The organism is Campylobacter sp. IFREMER_LSEM_CL2127 (genome assembly GCF_025771745.1).
Classification (GTDB): Bacteria; Campylobacterota; Campylobacteria; order Campylobacterales; family Campylobacteraceae; genus Campylobacter_D.
Genome location: NZ_JAKMQV010000002.1, coordinates 184591 through 204237 on the forward strand (window position 1 = coordinate 184591; position 19647 = coordinate 204237).

Genomic DNA, 19647 nt, shown 5'->3' on the forward strand with positions numbered 1-19647 from the left:
ATGATGATATGGATTTAAAAATAGCAAGAACCTCTGTTGATGAAAAGCCAAAAAGTATAAGTTTAGAAAGTATTGAAAAGGCTGTAGATAAAGAAGGTCAAAAATTTTTCTATTTTGATAAAGACAATGCACATAAGCAATTAATCGCTTTAGTAGAGCATTTTGAAAAAAAAGGAAAATGTGTTTATCATAGAACAATCAAATATGGTTTAGATGATACAGATTTTATGTATGAGGTACACATTCTTTGAGTAAAAAACTTTTTATACAAACTTTAGGTTGTGCTATGAATGTGCGTGATTCAGAGCATATGATAGCTGAACTTAAAGAAAAAGAAAATTATGAATTAACTCAAGATGCAAAAGAAGCAGATTTGATTTTAATCAATACTTGCTCAGTACGTGAAAAACCTGTGCATAAGCTTTTTTCAGAAGTTGGAAGTTTTGAAAAAATCAAAAAAAATGGTGCTAAAATAGGAGTTTGTGGTTGCACTGCTTCGCATTTGGGAGATGAGATTTTTAAGCGTGCTCCAAATGTGGATTTTGTTTTGGGTGCTAGAAATGTTTCTAAAATTACAAAGGCTGTAAATACACCAAAATTTTTAGGTAATGATATAGATTTTGATGAGAGTAATTATGCTTTTGCAGATTTTAGAAATAGCCTTTATAAGACTTATGTTAATATCTCCATAGGTTGCGATAAGCATTGTACTTATTGTATAGTACCTCACACAAGAGGAGATGAAATTTCTATACCTTTTGAGATTATTAAAAATGAAGCATTAAAAGCTGTTTCTAAAGGTGCTAAAGAAATTTTTTTACTAGGACAAAATGTTAATAATTATGGTAAAAGATTTTCTAATGCACATGAAAAGATTAATTTTTCAGATCTTTTGGAAAAGTTAAGTGAAATTGAAGGTTTAGAGCGTATCCGTTTTACAAGCCCACATCCATTGCATATGGATGATAGATTTTTAGAGGTTTTTTCTAAAAACCCTAAAGTTTGCAAGTCTATGCATATGCCTTTACAAAGTGGTTCGAGTGAAATTTTAAAGGCTATGAAACGCGGTTATACTAAAGAGTGGTATTTAGATAGAGCCTTGAAGCTTCGTTTTATGTGTAAAGATGTGAGTATTTCTACTGATGTGATTGTAGCTTTTCCAGGTGAGAGTGATAAAGACTTTGAAGATACTATGGATGTGCTTGAAAAAGTGCGTTTTGAGCAAATGTTTTCTTTTAAATACTCTAAAAGACCACTAACTAAAGCTGCAACTATGCCAAATCAAATTCCTGATGATATAGCTTCAAAACGCTTGAGTATTTTACAAGCAAGACACACAGAAATTTTAGATGAAATTGTTGCAAAGCAAAAAGATAAAGAATTTGAAGTTTTATTTGAAGAATTAAGAAGTGAAGGCTTTGTGGCAGGTAGAAGTGATAATAACTTTTTGATTCAAGTTAAAGGTAGTGAAGAGTTATTAGGACAAATGAAAAAAGTAAAAATCACCAATCCTAGGCGTATGGTGTTAAATGGCGAAATCCTTTAAGATTAATCTTTTAGCTTTTGGAATTTTTTTATTGCAATGGCTGATTTTTTTAACTTGTAGAAAGGTTTATTTAGGGCAAAAGCTTCCAAAAAGATCATGTGTGATACTTTTTTGGCATGGGCGTCTTGCTCTAATGCCTTTTGCTTATCGTAAAATGGGTATTAAAGGAAAAAAGGCTTATGTGATGATTTCACACCATAAAGATGGAGAAATCATTGCTAGAAATATTGCCTTTTTTGGTTTGGATACTTTAAGAGGTAGCACAAGCAAAGGTGCTTTGGCTTTATTAAAACAATCTTTTAAAATTTTAGATCAAGGCGATGATGTGATTATCACTCCAGATGGACCAAGAGGGCCTTATCATAGTGTTTCAGATGGTTCTGTGATGATAGCTTTGAAAAAAAATGCTCCACTTTTTTTGCTAAATTACGAAGCAAGCTCTTTTTGGGAATTTAAAAGCTGGGATAAAATGATCTTACCTAAACCTTTTTCTAAGATTACCTATAGACTAAGTGAAGAAATCAAAATACAAAATTTAAATTTAGAAGAAGCTAAAGTATTGATAAAAGAAAAATTTGATATGATAAGTCAAATAGACAAAGGATAAACACTATGTTATCTTTTTTTAGAAAGTACATTTTACAACTTTTAGTTTGTATTTGCTATGATGAAAAACAATACATTATAAGATGTCATACTTGGAAAAAATCCCAAGCTGTGGATACTTTTGAAAAAAGCTTTGAAGATAAAGAAAAAGCCATAGAATATGTAAAAAATTTAACTAAAGATTTTCAAATTTATTATATATGTACTTTTTTTACTCCTATTGCCCAAGGCGTTGTGCCAAGCTCAAATTTTAAAGATCTTTCCAATTTTGGTGTCGATGCAAGTAGTGTTAAGTGCATTTCTTTTAACAATGGCTTATTGTATGCATCTAATCATTCTTTAAGCTCATATGAGCAAGATTATGAGGCTTTTGGTGGTTTAGATTTACTTTATTCGCCTTTTTCTTTGCTTTATCATTGTATGGCAAATAGAGGTTTTGAAGAAAAAATAGGCTTTTATGTGTATAGATACCATGATTTTGTTGCGATGTTAATTTGTAAAAATGAAGCTATATTGTTTGGAAGTTATTTTAATATAGCTAGTCAAAATTATAATGAAGATGATTTTTTTGATGATATTAAAGAAGAATTTGATTTACAAATTGATGATGAAAATCAAGAAGAAGAAAATGAGCAAAATTATGACTTAAAAAGTTTAGAAGAAATGAGTCAAGAGCTTGATAAACTTGAGGAGTTAGATGAAGAAAAAGAAGAGCTTCCTATAGAATCTTTAGAAAATTTTAGCTCAGATATGAAAATGATAGAATACATCATTTCAAGTGTAAAAGAATTTTATCAAAATCCTTTGTATGATAATAGCTTTTTGGAAGAAATTGTGATTTTTGATGAGGAAGGTTTTAGCCCAACCTCGCTTGATTATTTAGAAAATGAGCTTTTTATAAAGCCTAAAGTAGAACTTGTAGATACTTTAAATTTGATGAATGAACTTATGGTGAAGGACTTAAAATTATGAGATATAGTCTAATCAAACCTAAGATAAAACCTGTTTTTAATCTTTTTACTAGAATTTGGATTTATTTTACTAGTATTAGTGTTGCTTTAATTTTTGTAGTATTTATTGTGGTAGTTTTTAAAAGCTATTATGCGTCTGTGCAACTTGATAATAAAAAAGAAGAGTTAGCTCAAATTATCGCACAAATTAATGCTAATAAGTTTAAATATCAAGAATTAGTAAGACAAAATGATAAAGCAGAGTTGATTTTGGGAGATTTAGAGCAAGAACAAGAAAATGGTAAAAATAAAGTTTTATTAAAAAGCATTCAAAACCTTTTTACCTTGGTGCCTAAAAACATATCTTTAGATGAAGTTTTAATGGAAGATAGATCACTTATTTTAAGAGGCATTACACCTACTAAAGAAATGTTTGCATTGTTATTAGAGGCTCCATTAAGAAGTATTTTTTCCAATTCCCAAACAAGTTATTATCAATTAGAAAATGGGTGGTATCGCTTTGTAAGTGTAAATATCACTATACCAGAGGAAATGTATGAGCAAAAACGATAAGAGCTTAGAAGAAGCTGATGTATTAAAAATCTTGATTTACTCTTTTTCATTTGTTGCACTTTGTGCGATTTTGATTTTATTTTTAATCGTACCTTTTTTGAAAGATTATAAAATCGAACATTCAAGATTAGCAACCCAGCAAATTCAAAACACTAAAGCAATAAATGAGTTACAAGCTTTAGAAAAAGTTATTGATGAGTTTCAAAAGGTGAATGCACAAAATTTAGCTCAAATCAATACAGAATTTTCACAAAAAGAATTATTGGAATTTATGAAAAATTACTTTGATGATGTTAAAATCAATCTCATTCCTATTAAAAAAGAACAAGAGTATCTAAAATATCAGTTTGGAGCTAATGTAAAGATGAAAAATCCTCAAGCTTTTTATTCTTTTTTAAATGATTTGCAAAGATATAAAAATTTAATAGAAATTAGCACTCCTGTAGAGTTTAAATCCGAAGAAAAACACATCAATCTTAAATTTAAGATCAAAGTGTTTTACGCACAAGCTATTCAAAAATGATTACTTCATTATTTTGATAAGGAGTAGCTTTTTCTTCTTTTTTATCATCTTGTTTTACATCTTGAACTTCTGATCTTTCTTGTGTTTTTGGTTCTTCTTTGATTTCTTTTATACTCGTTTTTAAACTAGATGCGATTTCTTTATAAAAAGCAACAAAAACTTTATCAATTTCTAAAGCACTTGCTGCAAGACTTTCATTAACTTGGGTTGGAACAGCACTGTATACCTCTCTAAAGCTTTCTATGCTTGCTTGTCCTTTTATAGGATAATTTAAAATAATAGGATCGTTTAATTTTGCTGAGCTTGTTGTACTTTGGAAAGTATCTTCTTGGTGCAAATTGTTTAAATGACTTTGAGCTTCTAAAATAATCATAAAAGAAGACTCCACACTATCGCCTCCAAGACTTGAATTTCTTGTAACCTTATCTTCATATAAACTAGCATTGATAACTATATTAAAAGCATAATCAGGATTTTCATTATCTATAATATATCCTTTACTTTGAAGCAATGCTTTGCTATCTTCTAAAAGTTGTTTTTTGAGTAATTCTAAGCTTTTATTAATTCTTTGATTTAGGGTAGATTGCTCAAAATATGAACTATAAAAAGTATTTTTTATAATTTCCACATCATTGATTTTGACTTTAGGACTATTAGCATTTGTGTTGTTGTGTTCTTCAAAAGTACTTTTAAAATTTGGCATAGAAATATAATAAGTTTTTTGATTACCAATGCAAGCACTTAAAAATAAAATTATGCTAAAAAATAATAATATTTTTTTCATTTTCTCTCCTTTTGATTTTTATAATTATAACAATTTTTTGCTATATTATATGTTTTATAATAAGGGCTTTTTATGGAATTTTGGCAAAATATTTATGCAAATTTTGATGTGGTAGCTTTTGAAATTTTTGGTTTAAAAGTGCATTGGTATGGCATTATGTATGTGTTAGCTTTGCTTGTTGCTTTAATGGTCGCAAAATATTATGCGATTAAAGACAATATGGGAATTTCTAAAGCTATGCTTGATAGCTATTTTATATGGGTAGAAATAGGGGTGATTTTAGGTGCAAGATTGGGTTATATTTTAATTTATGATGCGCATACTTTATGGTATCTTACTCACCCTTGGCAAATTTTTAATCCCTTTTATAATGGAGAATTTGTGGGGATTAGAGGTATGAGTTACCATGGAGCTGTTGCGGGATTTTTAATAGCAACTTATGCTTTTTGTAAAAAAAATAAGCAAAATTTATGGAAATATTTAGATTTAGTTGCTATTAGTGTACCATGTGGATATATTTTTGGTCGTATTGGAAATTTTTTAAACCAAGAGCTATTTGGTAGAGCTACAGAAGTGCCTTGGGGTATTTATGTAGATGGGATATTGCGTCATCCTTCACAACTTTATGAAGCATTTTTAGAAGGTTTTGTAGTTTTTGCTATTTTATTACTAATAAAAAAATATAAAAAATACAATGGAGAATTGATTGCTTATTATACGATTTTGTATGCTCTAGCACGCTTTGTATGCGAGTTTTTTAGAGAGCCTGATTTTGGCATAGGCTTTGTGGCTTTTGGTATGAGTATGGGTCAGATATTAAGCTTATTAATGTTTTTATTAGGACTATTTTTATCTTTTTATTTAAGAAATATTAAAAAAAATTTATAAATTTTTATTTATTTTAAGAATAAAAGTTCTATAATTGCTCCGATATTAAAACTTATCAACTTTTAAAAGGAGTAAATATGAGCCAACTCATTGAAGGTTTTTTAGGCAAGAGTATTGATGGCAAAAAAAGCAAAATGCCAGCAAAACTTGACTATATTCAAAGTGCGACAGGCTTAATTTTAGGCTTGTTTATGTGGGCACATATGTTGTTCGTTTCTACCATTTTGGTTAGTGATGATTTTTTTGATTCAGTGGTTCACTTTTTAGAACTAAAATTTATCATTAATAGCCCTATGATGAGCTACATCACTTCTTTCTTGGCTGCCTGTGTTTTGGTTATTTTCTTTGTGCATGCGGGTCTTGCAATGAGAAAATTTCCTATTAATTTCAGACAATACCAACTTTGTAGAACACACTTAAAATATATGAATCATGGTGATTCTTCTTTATGGTGGGTTCAAGCCGCAACTGGTTTTGTAATGTTTTTCTTGGGTTCTGCGCACTTAATTTTTATCATTACTAATGCAGATAAAATCAGTGCTGATATGTCAGGTGATAGAGTAGTGAGCCATTTTATGTGGTTATTTTACATTGCCTTATTAATCTGTGTTGAGTTGCATGGTAGTATTGGTCTTTATAGATTATGTGTAAAATGGGGTTGGTTTGAAGGTAAAGATGCAAAAGAAAGTCGTAAAAAACTTAAAAAAGCAAAATGGTTTATTAGTATTTTCTTCTTAGTTTTGGGTGTATTAAGCTTAGCTGCTTTTGCAAAAATAGGTTTTAATAATTACCAAAACAACTCTGTAGCGCAAATAGTAAAAACTTATGATGGAGCTAAATATGAACATACAATATAGTGATGCTTTAGTTATCGGTGGTGGTCTTGCAGGTTTAAGAGCTGCTATTGAAGTTGCAAAAAGTGGTCAAAGTGTAACTTTATTAAGTATTTGTCCAGTTAAAAGATCTCACTCAGCTGCTGTACAAGGTGGTATGCAAGCGAGTTTAGGAAATAGCGTTAAAGGTGAGGGAGATAATGAAGATGTGCATTTTGCTGATACAGTAAAAGGATCTGACTGGGGCTGTGATCAAGAAGTTGCAAGAATGTTTGCACAAACTGCTCCAAAAGCTGTGCGTGAGCTTGCTGCTTGGGGTGTGCCTTGGACTAGGGTTACAAAAGGACCTAGAACTGTAGTTATCAATGCTCAAAAAACTACCATTGAAGAAAAAGAAGAAGCACATGGTCTTATAAATGCAAGAGACTTTGGTGGTACTAAAAAATGGAGAACATGTTATATTGCTGATGCAACAGGACACTGTATGCTATATGGTGTGGCAAATGAAGCGATTAAACATCAAGTTAAAATCATCGATAGAATGGAAGCAGTAAGAATTATCCATGATGGTAAAAAATGTCTAGGGGCTATTGCTAGAGATTTAACTAATGGGGAATTAATCGCTTATGTTGCTAGAGGAACTATGATTGCAACAGGTGGTTATGGTAGAATTTATAAACAAACTACAAATGCTGTTATTTGTGAAGGTACAGGAGCTGCTATTGCTTTAGAAACTGGACTTTGCAGACTTTCAAATATGGAAGCAGTGCAATTTCACCCAACTCCAATCGTACCAAGCGGTATCTTACTAACTGAAGGTTGTAGAGGTGATGGTGGTATTTTAAGAGATGTTGATGGTTACCGCTTTATGCCTGATTATGAGCCTGAGAAAAAAGAACTTGCAAGTAGGGATGTTGTAAGTCGTAGAATGATGGAGCACATTAGAAAAGGAAAAGGTGTAAAAAGCCCTTATGGAGATCATTTATGGCTTGATATTTCTATCCTCGGTCGTGCTCATGTTGAAAAAAATCTTCGTGATGTTCAAGATATTTGTAAAACATTTAATGGTATTGATCCTGCTGATGAGGGTCCAAAAGGCTGGGCGCCAGTTTTACCTATGCAACATTACTCAATGGGTGGTATTAGAACCAAACCAACCGGCGAAAGCCAATGGTTAAATGGTCTTTTTGCATGTGGTGAAGCAGCTTGCTGGGATATGCACGGATTTAACCGCTTGGGTGGAAATTCATGTTCAGAAACTGTTGTTGCAGGTATGATCGTGGGAGATTATTTTGCACAATATTGTAAAGAAAATGGTAATGATATTGATACAAATATCGTTAAGTCTTTCCTTTCTAAAGAGTATGATTACTTAAAATCTCTTGTAAGTAAAGAAGGAAAACATGATGTATTTGAAATCAAAAATAGAATGAAAGACATTATGTGGGAAAAAGTAGCTATCTTTAGAACAGGCCAAGGTCTTGAAGAAGCGGTTAAAGAGCTTGAAGAGTTATACCAAAAATCACTTGATTTAAAAGTACATGATAAAGAATTAAAATGTGCAAATCCAGAGCTTGAAGAAGCTTACAGGGTTCCAAGAATGCTAAAAATTGCTTTATGTGTTGCTTATGGTGCGCTTTTAAGAACAGAAAGTCGTGGGGCTCATTATAGAGAAGATTATCCAAAAAGAGATGACTTAAATTGGATGAAAAGAACAAATACTTACTGGGTAGAAGGTGAAAGTATGCCTAGAGTTGAGTATGAAGATCTTGACATTATGAAAATGGAAATTCCACCTGCATTTAGAGGTTATGGTGCTAAAGGAAATATCATTGAAAATCCATTAAGCGAAAAACGCCAAGCTGAAGTTGATGCGATCCGTGAAAAAATGGAAGCAGAAGGCAAAGGTAGATATGAAATTCAACATGCTCTAATGCCTTATGAATTACAAGCTAAATTTAAAGCACCAAATCAAAGAATAGGAGTTGATTATGAGTAGAAAATTAACAATAAGAGCATTTAAATATAATCCATTAAGTAAAATTTCTAAGCCTCATTTTGTTACTTATGAGCTTGAAGAAACTCCATTTATGACGATTTTTGTGTGCTTAACTCAAATCAGAGAAAAAATGGATGCGGATTTGAGTTTTGACTTTGTATGTAGAGCAGGGATTTGTGGAAGCTGTGCTATGATGATCAATGGTAAGCCAAAACTTGCTTGTAAAACATTGACAAAAGACTATCCAGATGGCGTTATAGAGCTTATGCCTTTACCTGCATTTAGACACATTAAGGACTTAAGTGTTAATACAGGTGAGTGGTTTGATGGTATGTGTAAACGCGTTGAAAGCTGGGTACATAATGAAAAAGAAACAGATATTTCTAAACTTGAAGAACGTATTGAGCCAGAAGTTGCTGATGAGACTTTTGAACTTGATCGTTGTATAGAGTGTGGAATTTGTGTTGCTTCTTGTGCAACTAAGTTAATGAGACCTGACTTTATCGCAGCTACCGGGCTTTTAAGAACAGCTAGATATTTACAAGATCCACATGATCACAGAACCATAGAAGATTTTTATGAATTAGTGGGTGATGATGATGGTGTGTTTGGATGTATGTCTTTACTTGCATGTGAAGATAATTGTCCAAAAGAACTACCTTTACAAAGCAAAATCGCTTATATGAGAAGACAGCTTGTCGCTCAAAGAAACAAATAATCCTAGCCCCCAAGAAAAGGGGGCTCTTAAAACCTTACTAAAACAAATTTGGCAAAATCATAGCGTTTATCTTGACACAAATACACTTTTTGATGAAAGTTTGATTGATGTTCAAAAAGCAGCAATTCTTTTAAGTACTAATCTTGATAATTATGAAAGATTTAGCGCTTTAAATGAATTTAAAAGTTTGATGAAAAGTTTAAATTTACGCTTAGATCTTTATGGTATTCAGTATGCGCAAGTTTGTTTTATTAACGCTTTAAATTTAGGAATTTTAGACAAAAATGAGCTTTTAAAAGTCTTGGAAAAACTTCAAAAAATCACTGATAATACTTTAATATATGCTTTTGTATCTAAACAAAAAGTTATTCAAAAAGATTATAAGCAAGAAGTTAAAAACTCACATCAAACACTAGATCTCATTAACCAAAACTTACAAGAGCTTTGCGAAGATGAAAAAGCTCAAAAACTCTTGCAAGAAGCTTTGGTTAAATTTAGTAATATTGATTTTTCTATCGCAGTAACGGGTGTGGTAAATGCAGGCAAATCAAGCATGCTAAATGCACTTTTAAAAAAAGATTTTTTAGGTGTATCTAATGTGCCTGAAACTGCAAATTTGAGTGTTTTAAAATACGGTAAAGACCAAAAAGCTAAGATATATTTTTGGAATGATGAAGAATGGCAGGATATTTTAAAAAGCTCTAAAGATAATCAAGACATGCAAGAACTTATAAAACAATTAGAGCAAAATTTTAATCTAAATGAATATATTGAAAAAGAAAATAAAAATATAGAAATAAAAATTGAAGAATTAAAAAATTACACTAGCGCAAAAAATAAAATCTCAGCACTTATTAAAAAAATAGAGCTTTTTTCATCGCTTGATTTTTTAAAAGATAATGTTTGTATAGTTGATACTCCAGGACTTGATGATGTGATTATACAAAGAGAGCTTTTAACAAAAGCGTATATAAGTAAGGCTGACTTTTTAATTCATCTTATGAATGCTTCTCAAAGTTTAAGTCAAAAAGATTGTGATTTTATTATAGAATGTTTGCTAACTTCAAGGGTAAGTAAGCTTTTGATTGTGCTTACTAAAGCTGATTTGCTTAGTCAAAAAGACTTGCAAGAAGTAATTAACTATACTAAAAATAAGCTCAAAGAAAATTTAGCACAAAAGCAGCTTAGCCAAGAATTATTAGATAATGTAGATTTTGTGTGTATTTCTTCAAAACTAGCTAATGATTTTTATCAAAAAAAAGATGGAAATTTAGAACAAAGCAATATTTTGACACTAGAAGAACTTATAGCTAAAAGCTTATATGATAAAAACAAAATCGCTCTAAGTGCTTATAAAAAAGAATTATTATTGCATTTAGAAAAAATAGAAGAAAAAATTAAATTTTCTAATAAAATACTAAATTATGAAAGCTTTGAGCTTGATAAGCAAAATCAAACTATTATCAATGATTTTAAATCAAAAAAAGAAAAATTAATGCAAGTAAAAGCAGAGCTAAGTGCTATTTTTAGCACAAAAGATGAAAATACTCAAGAAATTTTAACACTTTTGCATTTACTAGCTAAGAAATTAAAAGAAAAACTTATAGATGAGCTAAAATATAATCAAAATAATAAAATCAAAAACAACACTCAAAGACTAAATACTATCATTGATACGACTTTAAAAGATGGAATTTTTGATCTTTTAAGAGAGTTAAAACAGCAAAGTGAGTATAAGATCAATGAGCTTAAAAACACTCTAAGTGTGAAATATGATTTTTTAAAAGCTATTTTAGAGCAAAATTGTGATGATTTTAAAAGTAAGGTTGAAGCAAAAATAGAAAGCATTTTCACTAATGAACTTTTTATGACATTAAAAGCGGAACTTTTAAAAAATTTAGAGTTTGCTCAAGATATTTATAAACTAGAAAGCTCTTTAGAAAATCAAATTTTAGAAAAATTACAAACATTTAATATAGAAAAAATCGCCCTAGATTTAAAAAATAATCAAGAATTTTTTACTAATTTAGAGCTTAGTTTAAATTTATACGAAAAAGAGCAAGAAGAACAAATCAAAGACTTAAAAGACTTGATTTTACAAATAGAACAAAATGAACAAAATTCCAAAGAGCTTTTAGAAAAAAACAATACAAAATTACAAAGTTTAAAGACTTTAAAAACGGAGCTTTTAAATGCAAAATGATTTGATTAATGATTTTTTAAAAGCTTATGAAAATGCTTATTGTAAAAGCTTTGATGATAGTTTTGAAGGAAAAATTTTAGCAATTAAAAATGCATTTTTAGAGCCAAGTTTGCATTTAAATGATGTGTTTTTAAAAGATCTTGAGATGATCATAGCTAGCTATAAAAGAGCCATTAATGTGGCCATTATAGGGCAATTTTCCAGCGGTAAATCTACGCTTTTAAATTTGATTTTACAAAAAGAATGTCTGCCAACAGGCGTGGTGCCGGTGACTTTTAAGCCTACTTTTTTACGCTATGCTAAGGAGTATTTTTTAAGAGTTGAATATGAAGATGGTAGTGATGAGATTGTTGATATAGATGAGCTTTCTAAATTTAGCGATCAAAGAAATGAGCTAAAAGAAACTAAAAGTTTGCACCTTTTTGCGCCTATTGAACTTTTAAAAGATATCACGCTTATAGATACCCCAGGTTTAAATGCAAACACCACCGACACGCTAACTACTTTTAAAGAGCTTTCTTTTATGCATAGTGCTATTTGGCTTAGTTTGATTGATAATGCAGGTAAAAAAAGTGAAGAAGATGCTATAAAAGCAAATGCCAAGCTTTTAGAGCGTGGTGGGATTTGCGTGCTTAATCAAAAAGATAAGCTAAGTCAAGATGAGCTAGAAAATGTTTTAAATTACGCTCATTTAGTTTTTGATAAGTATTTTGAAAAAATCATCGCAATTTCATGCAAAGAAGCAAAATTTGATTTGCAAAAGTCAAATTTACCTTTACTTTATGAGTATTTAAAAGAACTTGATTATGAGCATATTAAAAAAGATTTTATCAAAGATAAACTTGGTAATCTATGCGAACTTTTGTCAAATCAATATGATTTGTTTCAAAATGCGCTAGGGCAATTAGAGCTTAAATTTAATACTATTTTACAAACTTTCAAAGCAAGCAAGCTAGAACAAAAAATCAAAATTTTAAATCATAATTGTTTAGATAAATTAAAACTTGTTGGAGAAAAAATTGCTCAAGAAATCTTAAAATTTATCAAAGAAAAAGATAGTAGTTATTATAAAGAAGCTAAGGGCTTATTTAAGAAAAATCTTTATGAAAAAGTTGCTTATAAAGCACCATATCTTTCAAGCGATGATGCGTTTTTGGCTATGTTTTATAACTCTGAAGCAATGAATAAGGAATTTAAAAGATTAAAAAATGAAATCGCTTTAGAATTTAGTCAAATCAAAGATGATTTTTCCTTATTTTTTACTAATTTAGAAGAGCAAATTTTGCTTTTTAAGGCTCAATTTTCAAATTTACAAAAAGAAAATGCCTTAGAAAGTGAAAAAGAATTTGCTAGTTTTAGAAGCTTTGCTAGTGCTAGTGAAGAACTTTTTTTAAAAGATTTTAAGCAATTATTGTTTAAAAGCCAACTTGAACTTGATCTATTTTTAGAAAAGCTTAATCTAAAAGCTTTGGCAAATTATGAAAGTGCTACTAAACTTACTTTGGGATTTTTTAGCACTAAAATGAATGCGAGTAAAGAATTTTACGAGCTTGATAGTACCGAGTTTAGCTTATATCATCCAAAAGCAAGTGAAGTACATCAAAGAGTATTAACTGAGCTTAATGTATATGAATTTGAAGATTTACTTTTAAATAAGCCTGTAGTTTTAAAAATTTATAAAAATTATATGCAAAGTTTTGCTGATTTTATTGAAGCTAAAAGACAGATTATTTTGAATTTAAAAAGTGAATTTGAGGCTAAAAAATCAATGATTTCTAGCATCAAATCCCAAATTTCTAAGCTTTAGCTACAAATTTAACACCTTTTATGCCATTTTGAAGTTCTTTGAGTTTAGTCGGTATTTGATCGAAATTTATCAGTTCTATTTTTGGAAGTAAAATTTCATTATTGATTACTTTTTTATACAATTTTACCCCTTTTTTTTATCAAATTTGCAAAATCTCTATCATTTCCATAACTATGTATAGCACCAAGGGCAACTTCATGAAATGATATGCAGGTACTAAATTTTTCTAAAGGATTTTTATCAATTCTATTTAATATACTGATCATGTGTCCATAATATGATATTTTTTCTATTAGATGTTGTGCTTTTGCTGTGGTGTCAAAGATAGCATATAAATTTTTAATATCAATATTTTCTGCATATTCATAACACTTAATTACACCTATATTATAAAGCTCTTGATGATGAATATTGCTAGCGCTTACATATACTTTAGCCCCTTTATTAATTAATAACGAAGCTAATATTTTACCCACCATGGAACCGCAACCATAAATTAAAATATTTTTGTTTTTTATTAATGGGAGCTTATCTATACTTTGTATCGCGGTTAATCCAGTACAAGGCAAACTAGCTGCTAAAATATCATTAACATGGTTATCTATAGGTATTAACGCTTTTGCTTTAACTATTGTGTAGTTTGCAAAACTTCCATCAGTTTTTAAGTCACAGTGATAAGCATATCTTGAGCCAATATTGATATTTGGGTTATTTGTTGCTATTGCTATACCAGCCCCATCAACACCTGCAATTATATTGTTTTGTTTTATTACTTTCCAATCCACAGGGTTTAAACCTATGGTCGCATTTTGAATTAATACCTCATCATCTTGCAATAATCGTAATTTTTTTTTGAGTTTTAATCCAATTTTCACCATCAAAACAAAAACCTTCTATATGAGTTGGTAGATTCATTATCAATCCTTATATATCTTTTATAAAAATAACTTCACTATTTTTTTCACTTAAATCACATAATGCTTGGATATATTTTTTTGTTTTTCCATGTGTTTTTGAAGCAATTCTTCATTTTCCCATTCTTCTATAAAGATAAATTTATTTCCATTGATTTCTTCATTTAAGACATATGAGATACACCCTTCGTCAAGTTGACTGCGATTCGTTAGTTCTAAAGCAATTTGTTTAAATTTATCTTTGTATAATTCTTTTGGAAAATTAATAGTTATAAGTTTTATTTTCATTATAATCCCTTTGTATTTTTAAAAATTTTTTCTAAGTGTGCTTTATAGTTTGTGAAATATTCTTGCACTTGAGGATTTTTGATTACATCATTTGCTATGAAAGTAGGCAAAGCGCTCATCCCTAAAAATTCATGTGCTTTGTGAAAGTGTAAATACACTCCATCAACTCCGGCTCCATTAAAGAATTCATTCTCATCATCAAAAGCTTGCATTGGAGCATTCCAAGTTAGTGAAAGCATGTATTTTTTATTTTTTAAAAGCCCACCTGTGCCATAATTCTTAGTAGGTTCATTATGACTTCTACCATCGTTTTTATAAAACACTCCATGTCCTGCTGTGAAAACATCGTCAATGTATTTTTTCACTATCCAAGGCTCTCCCATCCACCAACCAGGCATTTGCCAAATCAAAACATCAGCATTTAGAATTTTTTCTACCTCATTGTTTGTATCATAGCCTTGATCTATATGTGTTTGCTGGGTTTGTAAACCAAGATCTTGCAGAGTTTTAAGTGCAAGCTCATGTAAGCTTGTGTTTAGTCTTCCTTTAGAGTGTCCAAAGTCTTTTGCACCATTTAATAATAATACTTTTTGCATATTTTATCCTTTTATGTTTTTAAAATTATAATTTAACTATAATTTTATTTCAATACTGAAATTTATGTAAGATACTATATAAAAGGAAAGTATATGGAAGAAAAGTGCGATTTTACAGAATGTGGGTTTAACTATACCTTGTCTTTGATTTCAGGCAAATACAAGATGAGTGTTTTGTACTGCTTGTTTCGCTATGAAGTTGTAAGATATAATGAACTTAAAAGATATCTTGGTAATATTTCTTTTAAGACCTTAACGCATACTTTAAGAGAGCTTGAAAATGATGATTTAATCACGCGTAAAGAATACCCACAAATCCCTCCAAAAGTAGAATACCGCCTTGCTAAAAAAGGACAAAGTTTAATTCCTATTTTACAAGCAATGTGTGATTGGGGTGAGGCAAATCAAAAGGAAGAAAAATGATAGAATTATTAGATGGTATAAATTTAGAAAAATACATGGGTACATGGCTAGAAATGGCTAGAAAACCTGCCTTTTTTCAAAAAACTTGCAAAAGTGCTAAGGCAGAATATGAGCTAGAGTATGAAGGCTCTACGCCTATAATTAAAGTCAAAAATATATGCACAAAAGAAAATGGAGAAATCTCTCAAGCAAATGGCAAAGCTAGGGTAAAATCTCCAAGGGCTTTGGCGGTTAAATTTAGTATTTTTATGAATATTTTTAACAAACCAAATTATGAGATTATTTACATTGATACAAATTATCAAGTTTCTATCGTAGGTAGTCCTGATAAAAAATATCTTTGGATTTTATCAAGAGAGATTTTAGTAAAAGAGCAAATAAACTCTTTGCTTGAAATAGCCAAGCAAAGAGGTTTTGATACTAGCGATGTGATTTTTGATGAGTATTAATTTTCTGCACTCATATCGATTACATAGCGGAATTTGGCTTTTCCTGAAGTGAGATTTTCATAAGCTTTGTCAATCTCGCTTGGTTTGATGAGTTCAATTTCAGGATAAATTCCATGTTCTAAAGAAAAATCAAGCATTTCTTGAGTTTCTTTAATGCCTCCAATAAGCGAGCCATATACTTTTTTACCTGCTTTAAATACAAAATGAATGATGTTAATGCTAGGACTTACTTCATGCGGAGGCAATCCTACTATAGCCATCTCACCACCAAATTTTAACAAATCCATATAAGCTAGCGGATCATAAGGGGTTGGTATAGTAGAGATGATGAGGTCAAATCTTTCTTTTACCACGCTTTTGTCTGTACTAGTATAAAAATTACTCACACCCATAGCTAGAGCTTCTGCTTTTTTGTTTTCATTTCTTGCAAAAACACTTACTTTTGCACCCATTTTCACAGCATATTTAACTGCCATCATACCAAGTCCACCAAAACCTGCTATGGCTACACTTGAGCCTTCTTTGATATTTGAAAATTTAAGCGGTGAGTAGGTAGTGATACCCGCACAAAGTAAAGGCGCTACTTTGTCAAGTGGTGCATTTTGTGGCACATTGATAGCAAATTTTTCACTTACTACGATGTTGTTTGAGTAGCCTCCATAGGTGTTTTCATTATCATGAAATACATCTTTGCAGTTATAAGTGTAGATGGTTTTACCATTTTCGCAAAATTGCTCTTGAGATTTTTTGCATGCTTCGCATTCTCCGCATGAGTTTACCATGCACCCAACCCCAGCATAATCACCTACTTTAAATTTACTCACATTTTCCCCCACTGCGATAACTTCTCCTGCTATCTCATGGCCAGGTACGCAAGGGTAGGTTGCCTCGCCCCATTCGCTTCTTGCGGTGTGTATGTCGCTATGACAAATTCCTGCGTACTTGATAGCGATTAAGATATCGTTTTTACCTACTTTATGGCGTGTAAATTCAAAAGGTGTGAATTTAGAATCCTTGCTAAGCATAGCATAACCTTTGCTTTTAACACGACCATTTTCTAAAAAGATTTTTGAGTCCATTTTATCTCCTTTGTGATTTTTGAAATTATATTAAAGCTAGGTTTTTATTGCAATAGGGAAAATAAAGTAAGATACTATACTCAAGGTGCGTTTGTGGGTTTTGGTTTGATTTTTATGGTATAATTATTTAAATTTTTTACCCATAAGGAAGCCATGGAACTTAAGCATTTTTCAGAAGATGATACTAGAGTTAAACTCATAGATGTAAAACTTCACGCTAGCTCTTGGAGTGAAGAAAATATCATAAGAAATTATTATTTTACTGATGGGCGTAAGCTTATAGGAAATAAAAGAGGCGAAAGAAAATTTGCAGATTATTTGCTGAAATTTCAAAACAATAATCTTGCTATCATAGAAGCTAAAAAACAAAGCAAAGATCCTTTAGATGGCTTGTCTCAAGGCATAGAATATGCCAGAATTTTAAACGTAGCATTTGTATATAGCACTAATGGCGATAAAATTTATGAATACAACTTAAAAACTTCAAGCGGTGAGTACATAGAAAAATTTCCAACCCCGAGTGAGCTTTTTGCTAGGATTTATGGAAATTTAAAAGAATGGCAACACAAGCTTTTATCGCAGCGAGAATTATACATACCCCAAAAAGAATTAAGATATTATCAAAAGATCGCAGTTGATAAAGTCATAGAAGCTTTGATCAACGGTAAAAATAGAATTTTACTCACTCTTGCTACAGGTACAGGTAAAACCACTATAGCTTTTGCTTTGTGTTATCGTTTGCTTGAAGCTAGGTGGAATAAAACAAATCAAGACAAAAAACCTAAGATATTATTTTTATGTGATAGGGTGAGTTTAAGAGATCAAGCTTTAGGAGAGTTTAATCCTATAGAGGGCGATTGCGTGGCAGTGAGTGCGCAAGAGTTGAGAAAAAATAATGGCAGAGTGCCTACAAGTGCAAATGTGTTTTTTGGAATTTATCAAAGTCTAGCTTCAAATTCAAAAGAACAAGAAAATGTTAATGAAGAACAAGAAAGCAAATTCTACTTACAATACCCCAAAGACTTTTTTGATCTTATCATCATCGATGAATGCCACAGAGGTGGAGCGAATGAAGAAGGTAGCTGGGCAGGGGTGCTAGAGTACTTTTCATCGGCTACGCATTTAGGACTTACTGCTACTCCTAAAAAAAGCGATAATGTAGATACTTATAGGTATTTTGGTGAGAGTATATATGAGTATAGTCTTAAAGACGGCATAGAAGATGGCTTTTTAACCCCTTATAAAGTTAAGCGTGTTACGACTACGCTTAGTGAAGGCTATGTGTATAACCCTGATGATATCATAGAAGGTGAGTTAGAAAAAGGCTTTTATAAGATCAATGAATTTGAAAGAAATATTCACTTGCCTCAATACAACGATTTTCTAGCTAAAGAAATTTTAAAGCTCATCAACCCTATGGACAAAACCATCATCTTTTGTGCTAACCAAGCCCATGCAAGTGAAGTAAAAAGAGCCATTGATAAATTTAAAAGTGTAAAAAGAGATGACTACTGCGTGAGGGTTACAAGTGATGAGGGTAAAATAGGGCTTGAGTACTTAAAGCAGTTTCAAGATAATGACAAAAGCTACCCTGTGATACTCACTAGTTCTAAAATGCTAACCACAGGAGTAGATGCTAGAAATGTCCGCAACATAGTGCTTTTGGCAAATATAGGTTCTATCATAGAATTTAAGCAAATCATCGGAAGAGGCACTAGGGTGTATGAGGGAAAAGACTTTTTTACTATACTAGATTTTACCGGAGTAACAAGACTTTTTTATGATCCTAAATGGGATGGCGAGCAGATCAAAGATGAAGAAAAAACCAAAGTAAAAACCATACAAAACAAAAGAGAGCAAAGCAAGCCTAAAGAAACAACCAAGCAAAAAGAAGTCACCGTGCATTTAAAAGGCACCAAACTAAAAGTGCTTGATATAACGACAAGCTACATAGGAGATAGCGACAAGCCACTTAGCACAAAAGAATTTTTGGAATTTTTAGTAGGAAAGCTAGCAGAATTTTATAACGATGAGGCAAGGTTACGCGAGATTTGGAGTAACCAAGCAAGTAGAAAAGAATTTTTACAAAAACTTGAAAAAGACCGCATAAGCGAGCAGGTTTTGGAAGAATTGACAGTGATTTTTGAGCAAAAAGACTGCGATGTGTATGATGTGCTAGCACACTTAAGCTTTAACAGCGAGATAAAAACACGCCATGAACGCGTGCTAAATGTAAAAAATAGTGCATTTTTAAAACGCTTCCAAAAAGAAAAAGCCTTAAAGCTTGTGGAATTTTTACTAGATAGGTATCAAGAGTATGGCATAAAAGACTTTGATAGTGGGTTAAAAACACTTATAGATCTTAGCTCTTTAGGTAGCGTAAAAGAGCTAGTGAGTGAATTTGAAGGTATGGAAAATTTAAAACAATGCATTGATGATTTACAAAGGGAGATTTATGCGGGGTGAAA

21 protein-coding genes are annotated in these 19647 nt (G+C 31.0%); 15 read left to right on the forward strand and 6 right to left on the reverse strand.

Annotated elements, in window-relative coordinates:
* The first annotated feature begins 8 nt into the window (after positions 1–8).
* Genes L8V77_RS02625 through L8V77_RS02650 form a run of 6 tightly spaced genes read left to right on the forward strand, consistent with a single transcriptional unit; the run spans position 9 to position 4198 of the window.
* A complete protein-coding gene (locus L8V77_RS02625; protein ID WP_039617566.1) occupies positions 9–251 on the forward strand; it encodes an HP0268 family nuclease in 243 nt (80 codons plus the stop codon).
* On the forward strand, positions 248–1546 hold the full coding sequence (gene miaB, locus L8V77_RS02630; protein ID WP_263706573.1) for a tRNA (N6-isopentenyl adenosine(37)-C2)-methylthiotransferase MiaB: 1299 nt from the start codon (positions 248–250) through the stop codon (positions 1544–1546). Before L8V77_RS02625 ends, miaB begins: the two co-directional genes overlap by 4 nt.
* On the forward strand, positions 1530–2153 hold the full coding sequence (locus L8V77_RS02635) for a lysophospholipid acyltransferase family protein (RefSeq protein WP_039617569.1): 624 nt from the start codon (positions 1530–1532) through the stop codon (positions 2151–2153). The genes miaB and L8V77_RS02635 overlap by 17 nt, the downstream gene beginning before the upstream one ends.
* Positions 2154–2158: 5 nt before the next feature.
* Complete coding sequence (locus tag L8V77_RS02640) at positions 2159–3124, forward strand: hypothetical protein (protein WP_263706574.1); 966 nt, start codon at positions 2159–2161, stop codon at positions 3122–3124.
* A complete protein-coding gene (locus L8V77_RS02645; protein ID WP_263706575.1) occupies positions 3121–3675 on the forward strand; it encodes a hypothetical protein in 555 nt (184 codons plus the stop codon). The genes L8V77_RS02640 and L8V77_RS02645 overlap by 4 nt, the downstream gene beginning before the upstream one ends.
* Positions 3659–4198 (forward strand): hypothetical protein, encoded by a 540-nt coding sequence (locus L8V77_RS02650; protein ID WP_263706576.1) that lies wholly within the window; start codon positions 3659–3661, stop codon positions 4196–4198. Before L8V77_RS02645 ends, L8V77_RS02650 begins: the two co-directional genes overlap by 17 nt.
* Here L8V77_RS02650 and L8V77_RS02655 read toward each other — a convergent pair.
* Positions 4185–4982 (reverse strand): membrane lipoprotein lipid attachment site-containing protein, encoded by a 798-nt coding sequence (locus L8V77_RS02655; RefSeq protein WP_263706577.1) that lies wholly within the window; start codon positions 4980–4982, stop codon positions 4185–4187. The two genes, L8V77_RS02650 and L8V77_RS02655, sit on opposite strands and share 14 nt — an antisense overlap.
* A gap of 72 nt (positions 4983–5054) precedes the next feature.
* On the opposite strand from L8V77_RS02655, the gene lgt reads away from it, so the two are divergent.
* From lgt to L8V77_RS02685, 6 genes are all read left to right on the forward strand, one after another.
* The gene (gene lgt / locus L8V77_RS02660; RefSeq protein WP_263706578.1) at positions 5055–5870 is read left to right on the forward strand and encodes a prolipoprotein diacylglyceryl transferase; all 816 of its coding nucleotides are present in this window, start codon (positions 5055–5057) and stop codon (positions 5868–5870) included.
* A 77-nt stretch (positions 5871–5947) separates the two neighbouring features.
* The gene (locus tag L8V77_RS02665; RefSeq protein WP_012661076.1) at positions 5948–6727 is read left to right on the forward strand and encodes a fumarate reductase cytochrome b subunit; all 780 of its coding nucleotides are present in this window, start codon (positions 5948–5950) and stop codon (positions 6725–6727) included.
* A complete protein-coding gene (locus tag L8V77_RS02670; protein ID WP_066007209.1) occupies positions 6711–8702 on the forward strand; it encodes a fumarate reductase flavoprotein subunit in 1992 nt (663 codons plus the stop codon). Before L8V77_RS02665 ends, L8V77_RS02670 begins: the two co-directional genes overlap by 17 nt.
* A complete protein-coding gene (locus L8V77_RS02675) occupies positions 8695–9420 on the forward strand; it encodes a fumarate reductase iron-sulfur subunit (RefSeq protein WP_012661078.1) in 726 nt (241 codons plus the stop codon). Before L8V77_RS02670 ends, L8V77_RS02675 begins: the two co-directional genes overlap by 8 nt.
* Entirely contained in the window at positions 9398–11623 is a 2226-nt protein-coding gene (locus tag L8V77_RS02680; RefSeq protein ID WP_263706579.1) for a dynamin family protein, read from the forward strand. The genes L8V77_RS02675 and L8V77_RS02680 overlap by 23 nt, the downstream gene beginning before the upstream one ends.
* A complete protein-coding gene (locus L8V77_RS02685; protein ID WP_263706580.1) occupies positions 11613–13430 on the forward strand; it encodes a dynamin family protein in 1818 nt (605 codons plus the stop codon). Before L8V77_RS02680 ends, L8V77_RS02685 begins: the two co-directional genes overlap by 11 nt.
* Here the strand turns inward: L8V77_RS02685 and L8V77_RS02690 are convergent.
* From L8V77_RS02690 to L8V77_RS02705, 4 genes are all read right to left on the reverse strand, one after another.
* Entirely contained in the window at positions 13420–13551 is a 132-nt protein-coding gene (locus L8V77_RS02690) for a hypothetical protein (protein WP_263706581.1), read from the reverse strand. The genes L8V77_RS02685 and L8V77_RS02690 overlap by 11 nt on opposite strands.
* Positions 13544–14266, reverse strand: a complete 723-nt coding sequence (locus L8V77_RS02695) for an alcohol dehydrogenase catalytic domain-containing protein (RefSeq protein ID WP_263706582.1) — start codon at positions 14264–14266, stop codon at positions 13544–13546. Before L8V77_RS02695 ends, L8V77_RS02690 begins: the two co-directional genes overlap by 8 nt.
* Positions 14267–14395: 129 nt before the next feature.
* Complete coding sequence (locus L8V77_RS02700) at positions 14396–14632, reverse strand: putative quinol monooxygenase (RefSeq protein ID WP_263706583.1); 237 nt, start codon at positions 14630–14632, stop codon at positions 14396–14398.
* Positions 14632–15228: an NAD(P)H-dependent oxidoreductase gene (locus L8V77_RS02705; RefSeq protein WP_263706585.1), complete on the reverse strand. Its 597-nt coding sequence runs from the start codon at positions 15226–15228 to the stop codon at positions 14632–14634. The genes L8V77_RS02700 and L8V77_RS02705 overlap by 1 nt, the downstream gene beginning before the upstream one ends.
* 93 nt (positions 15229–15321) lie before the next feature.
* Here L8V77_RS02705 and rrpA point away from each other — a divergent pair, with 93 nt between their 5' ends.
* On the forward strand, positions 15322–15651 hold the full coding sequence (gene rrpA / locus L8V77_RS02710; protein ID WP_087700365.1) for a MarR family transcription factor RrpA: 330 nt from the start codon (positions 15322–15324) through the stop codon (positions 15649–15651).
* The gene (locus tag L8V77_RS02715) at positions 15648–16100 is read left to right on the forward strand and encodes a lipocalin family protein (RefSeq protein WP_263706587.1); all 453 of its coding nucleotides are present in this window, start codon (positions 15648–15650) and stop codon (positions 16098–16100) included. Before rrpA ends, L8V77_RS02715 begins: the two co-directional genes overlap by 4 nt.
* Here L8V77_RS02715 and L8V77_RS02720 read toward each other — a convergent pair.
* Entirely contained in the window at positions 16097–17179 is a 1083-nt protein-coding gene (locus tag L8V77_RS02720; protein WP_263706588.1) for an NAD(P)-dependent alcohol dehydrogenase, read from the reverse strand. The two genes, L8V77_RS02715 and L8V77_RS02720, sit on opposite strands and share 4 nt — an antisense overlap.
* Positions 17180–17332: 153 nt before the next feature.
* Here L8V77_RS02720 and hsdR point away from each other — a divergent pair, with 153 nt between their 5' ends.
* Entirely contained in the window at positions 17333–19645 is a 2313-nt protein-coding gene (gene hsdR / locus L8V77_RS02725; protein WP_263706589.1) for an EcoAI/FtnUII family type I restriction enzme subunit R, read from the forward strand.
* Positions 19646–19647 lie beyond the last annotated feature (2 nt).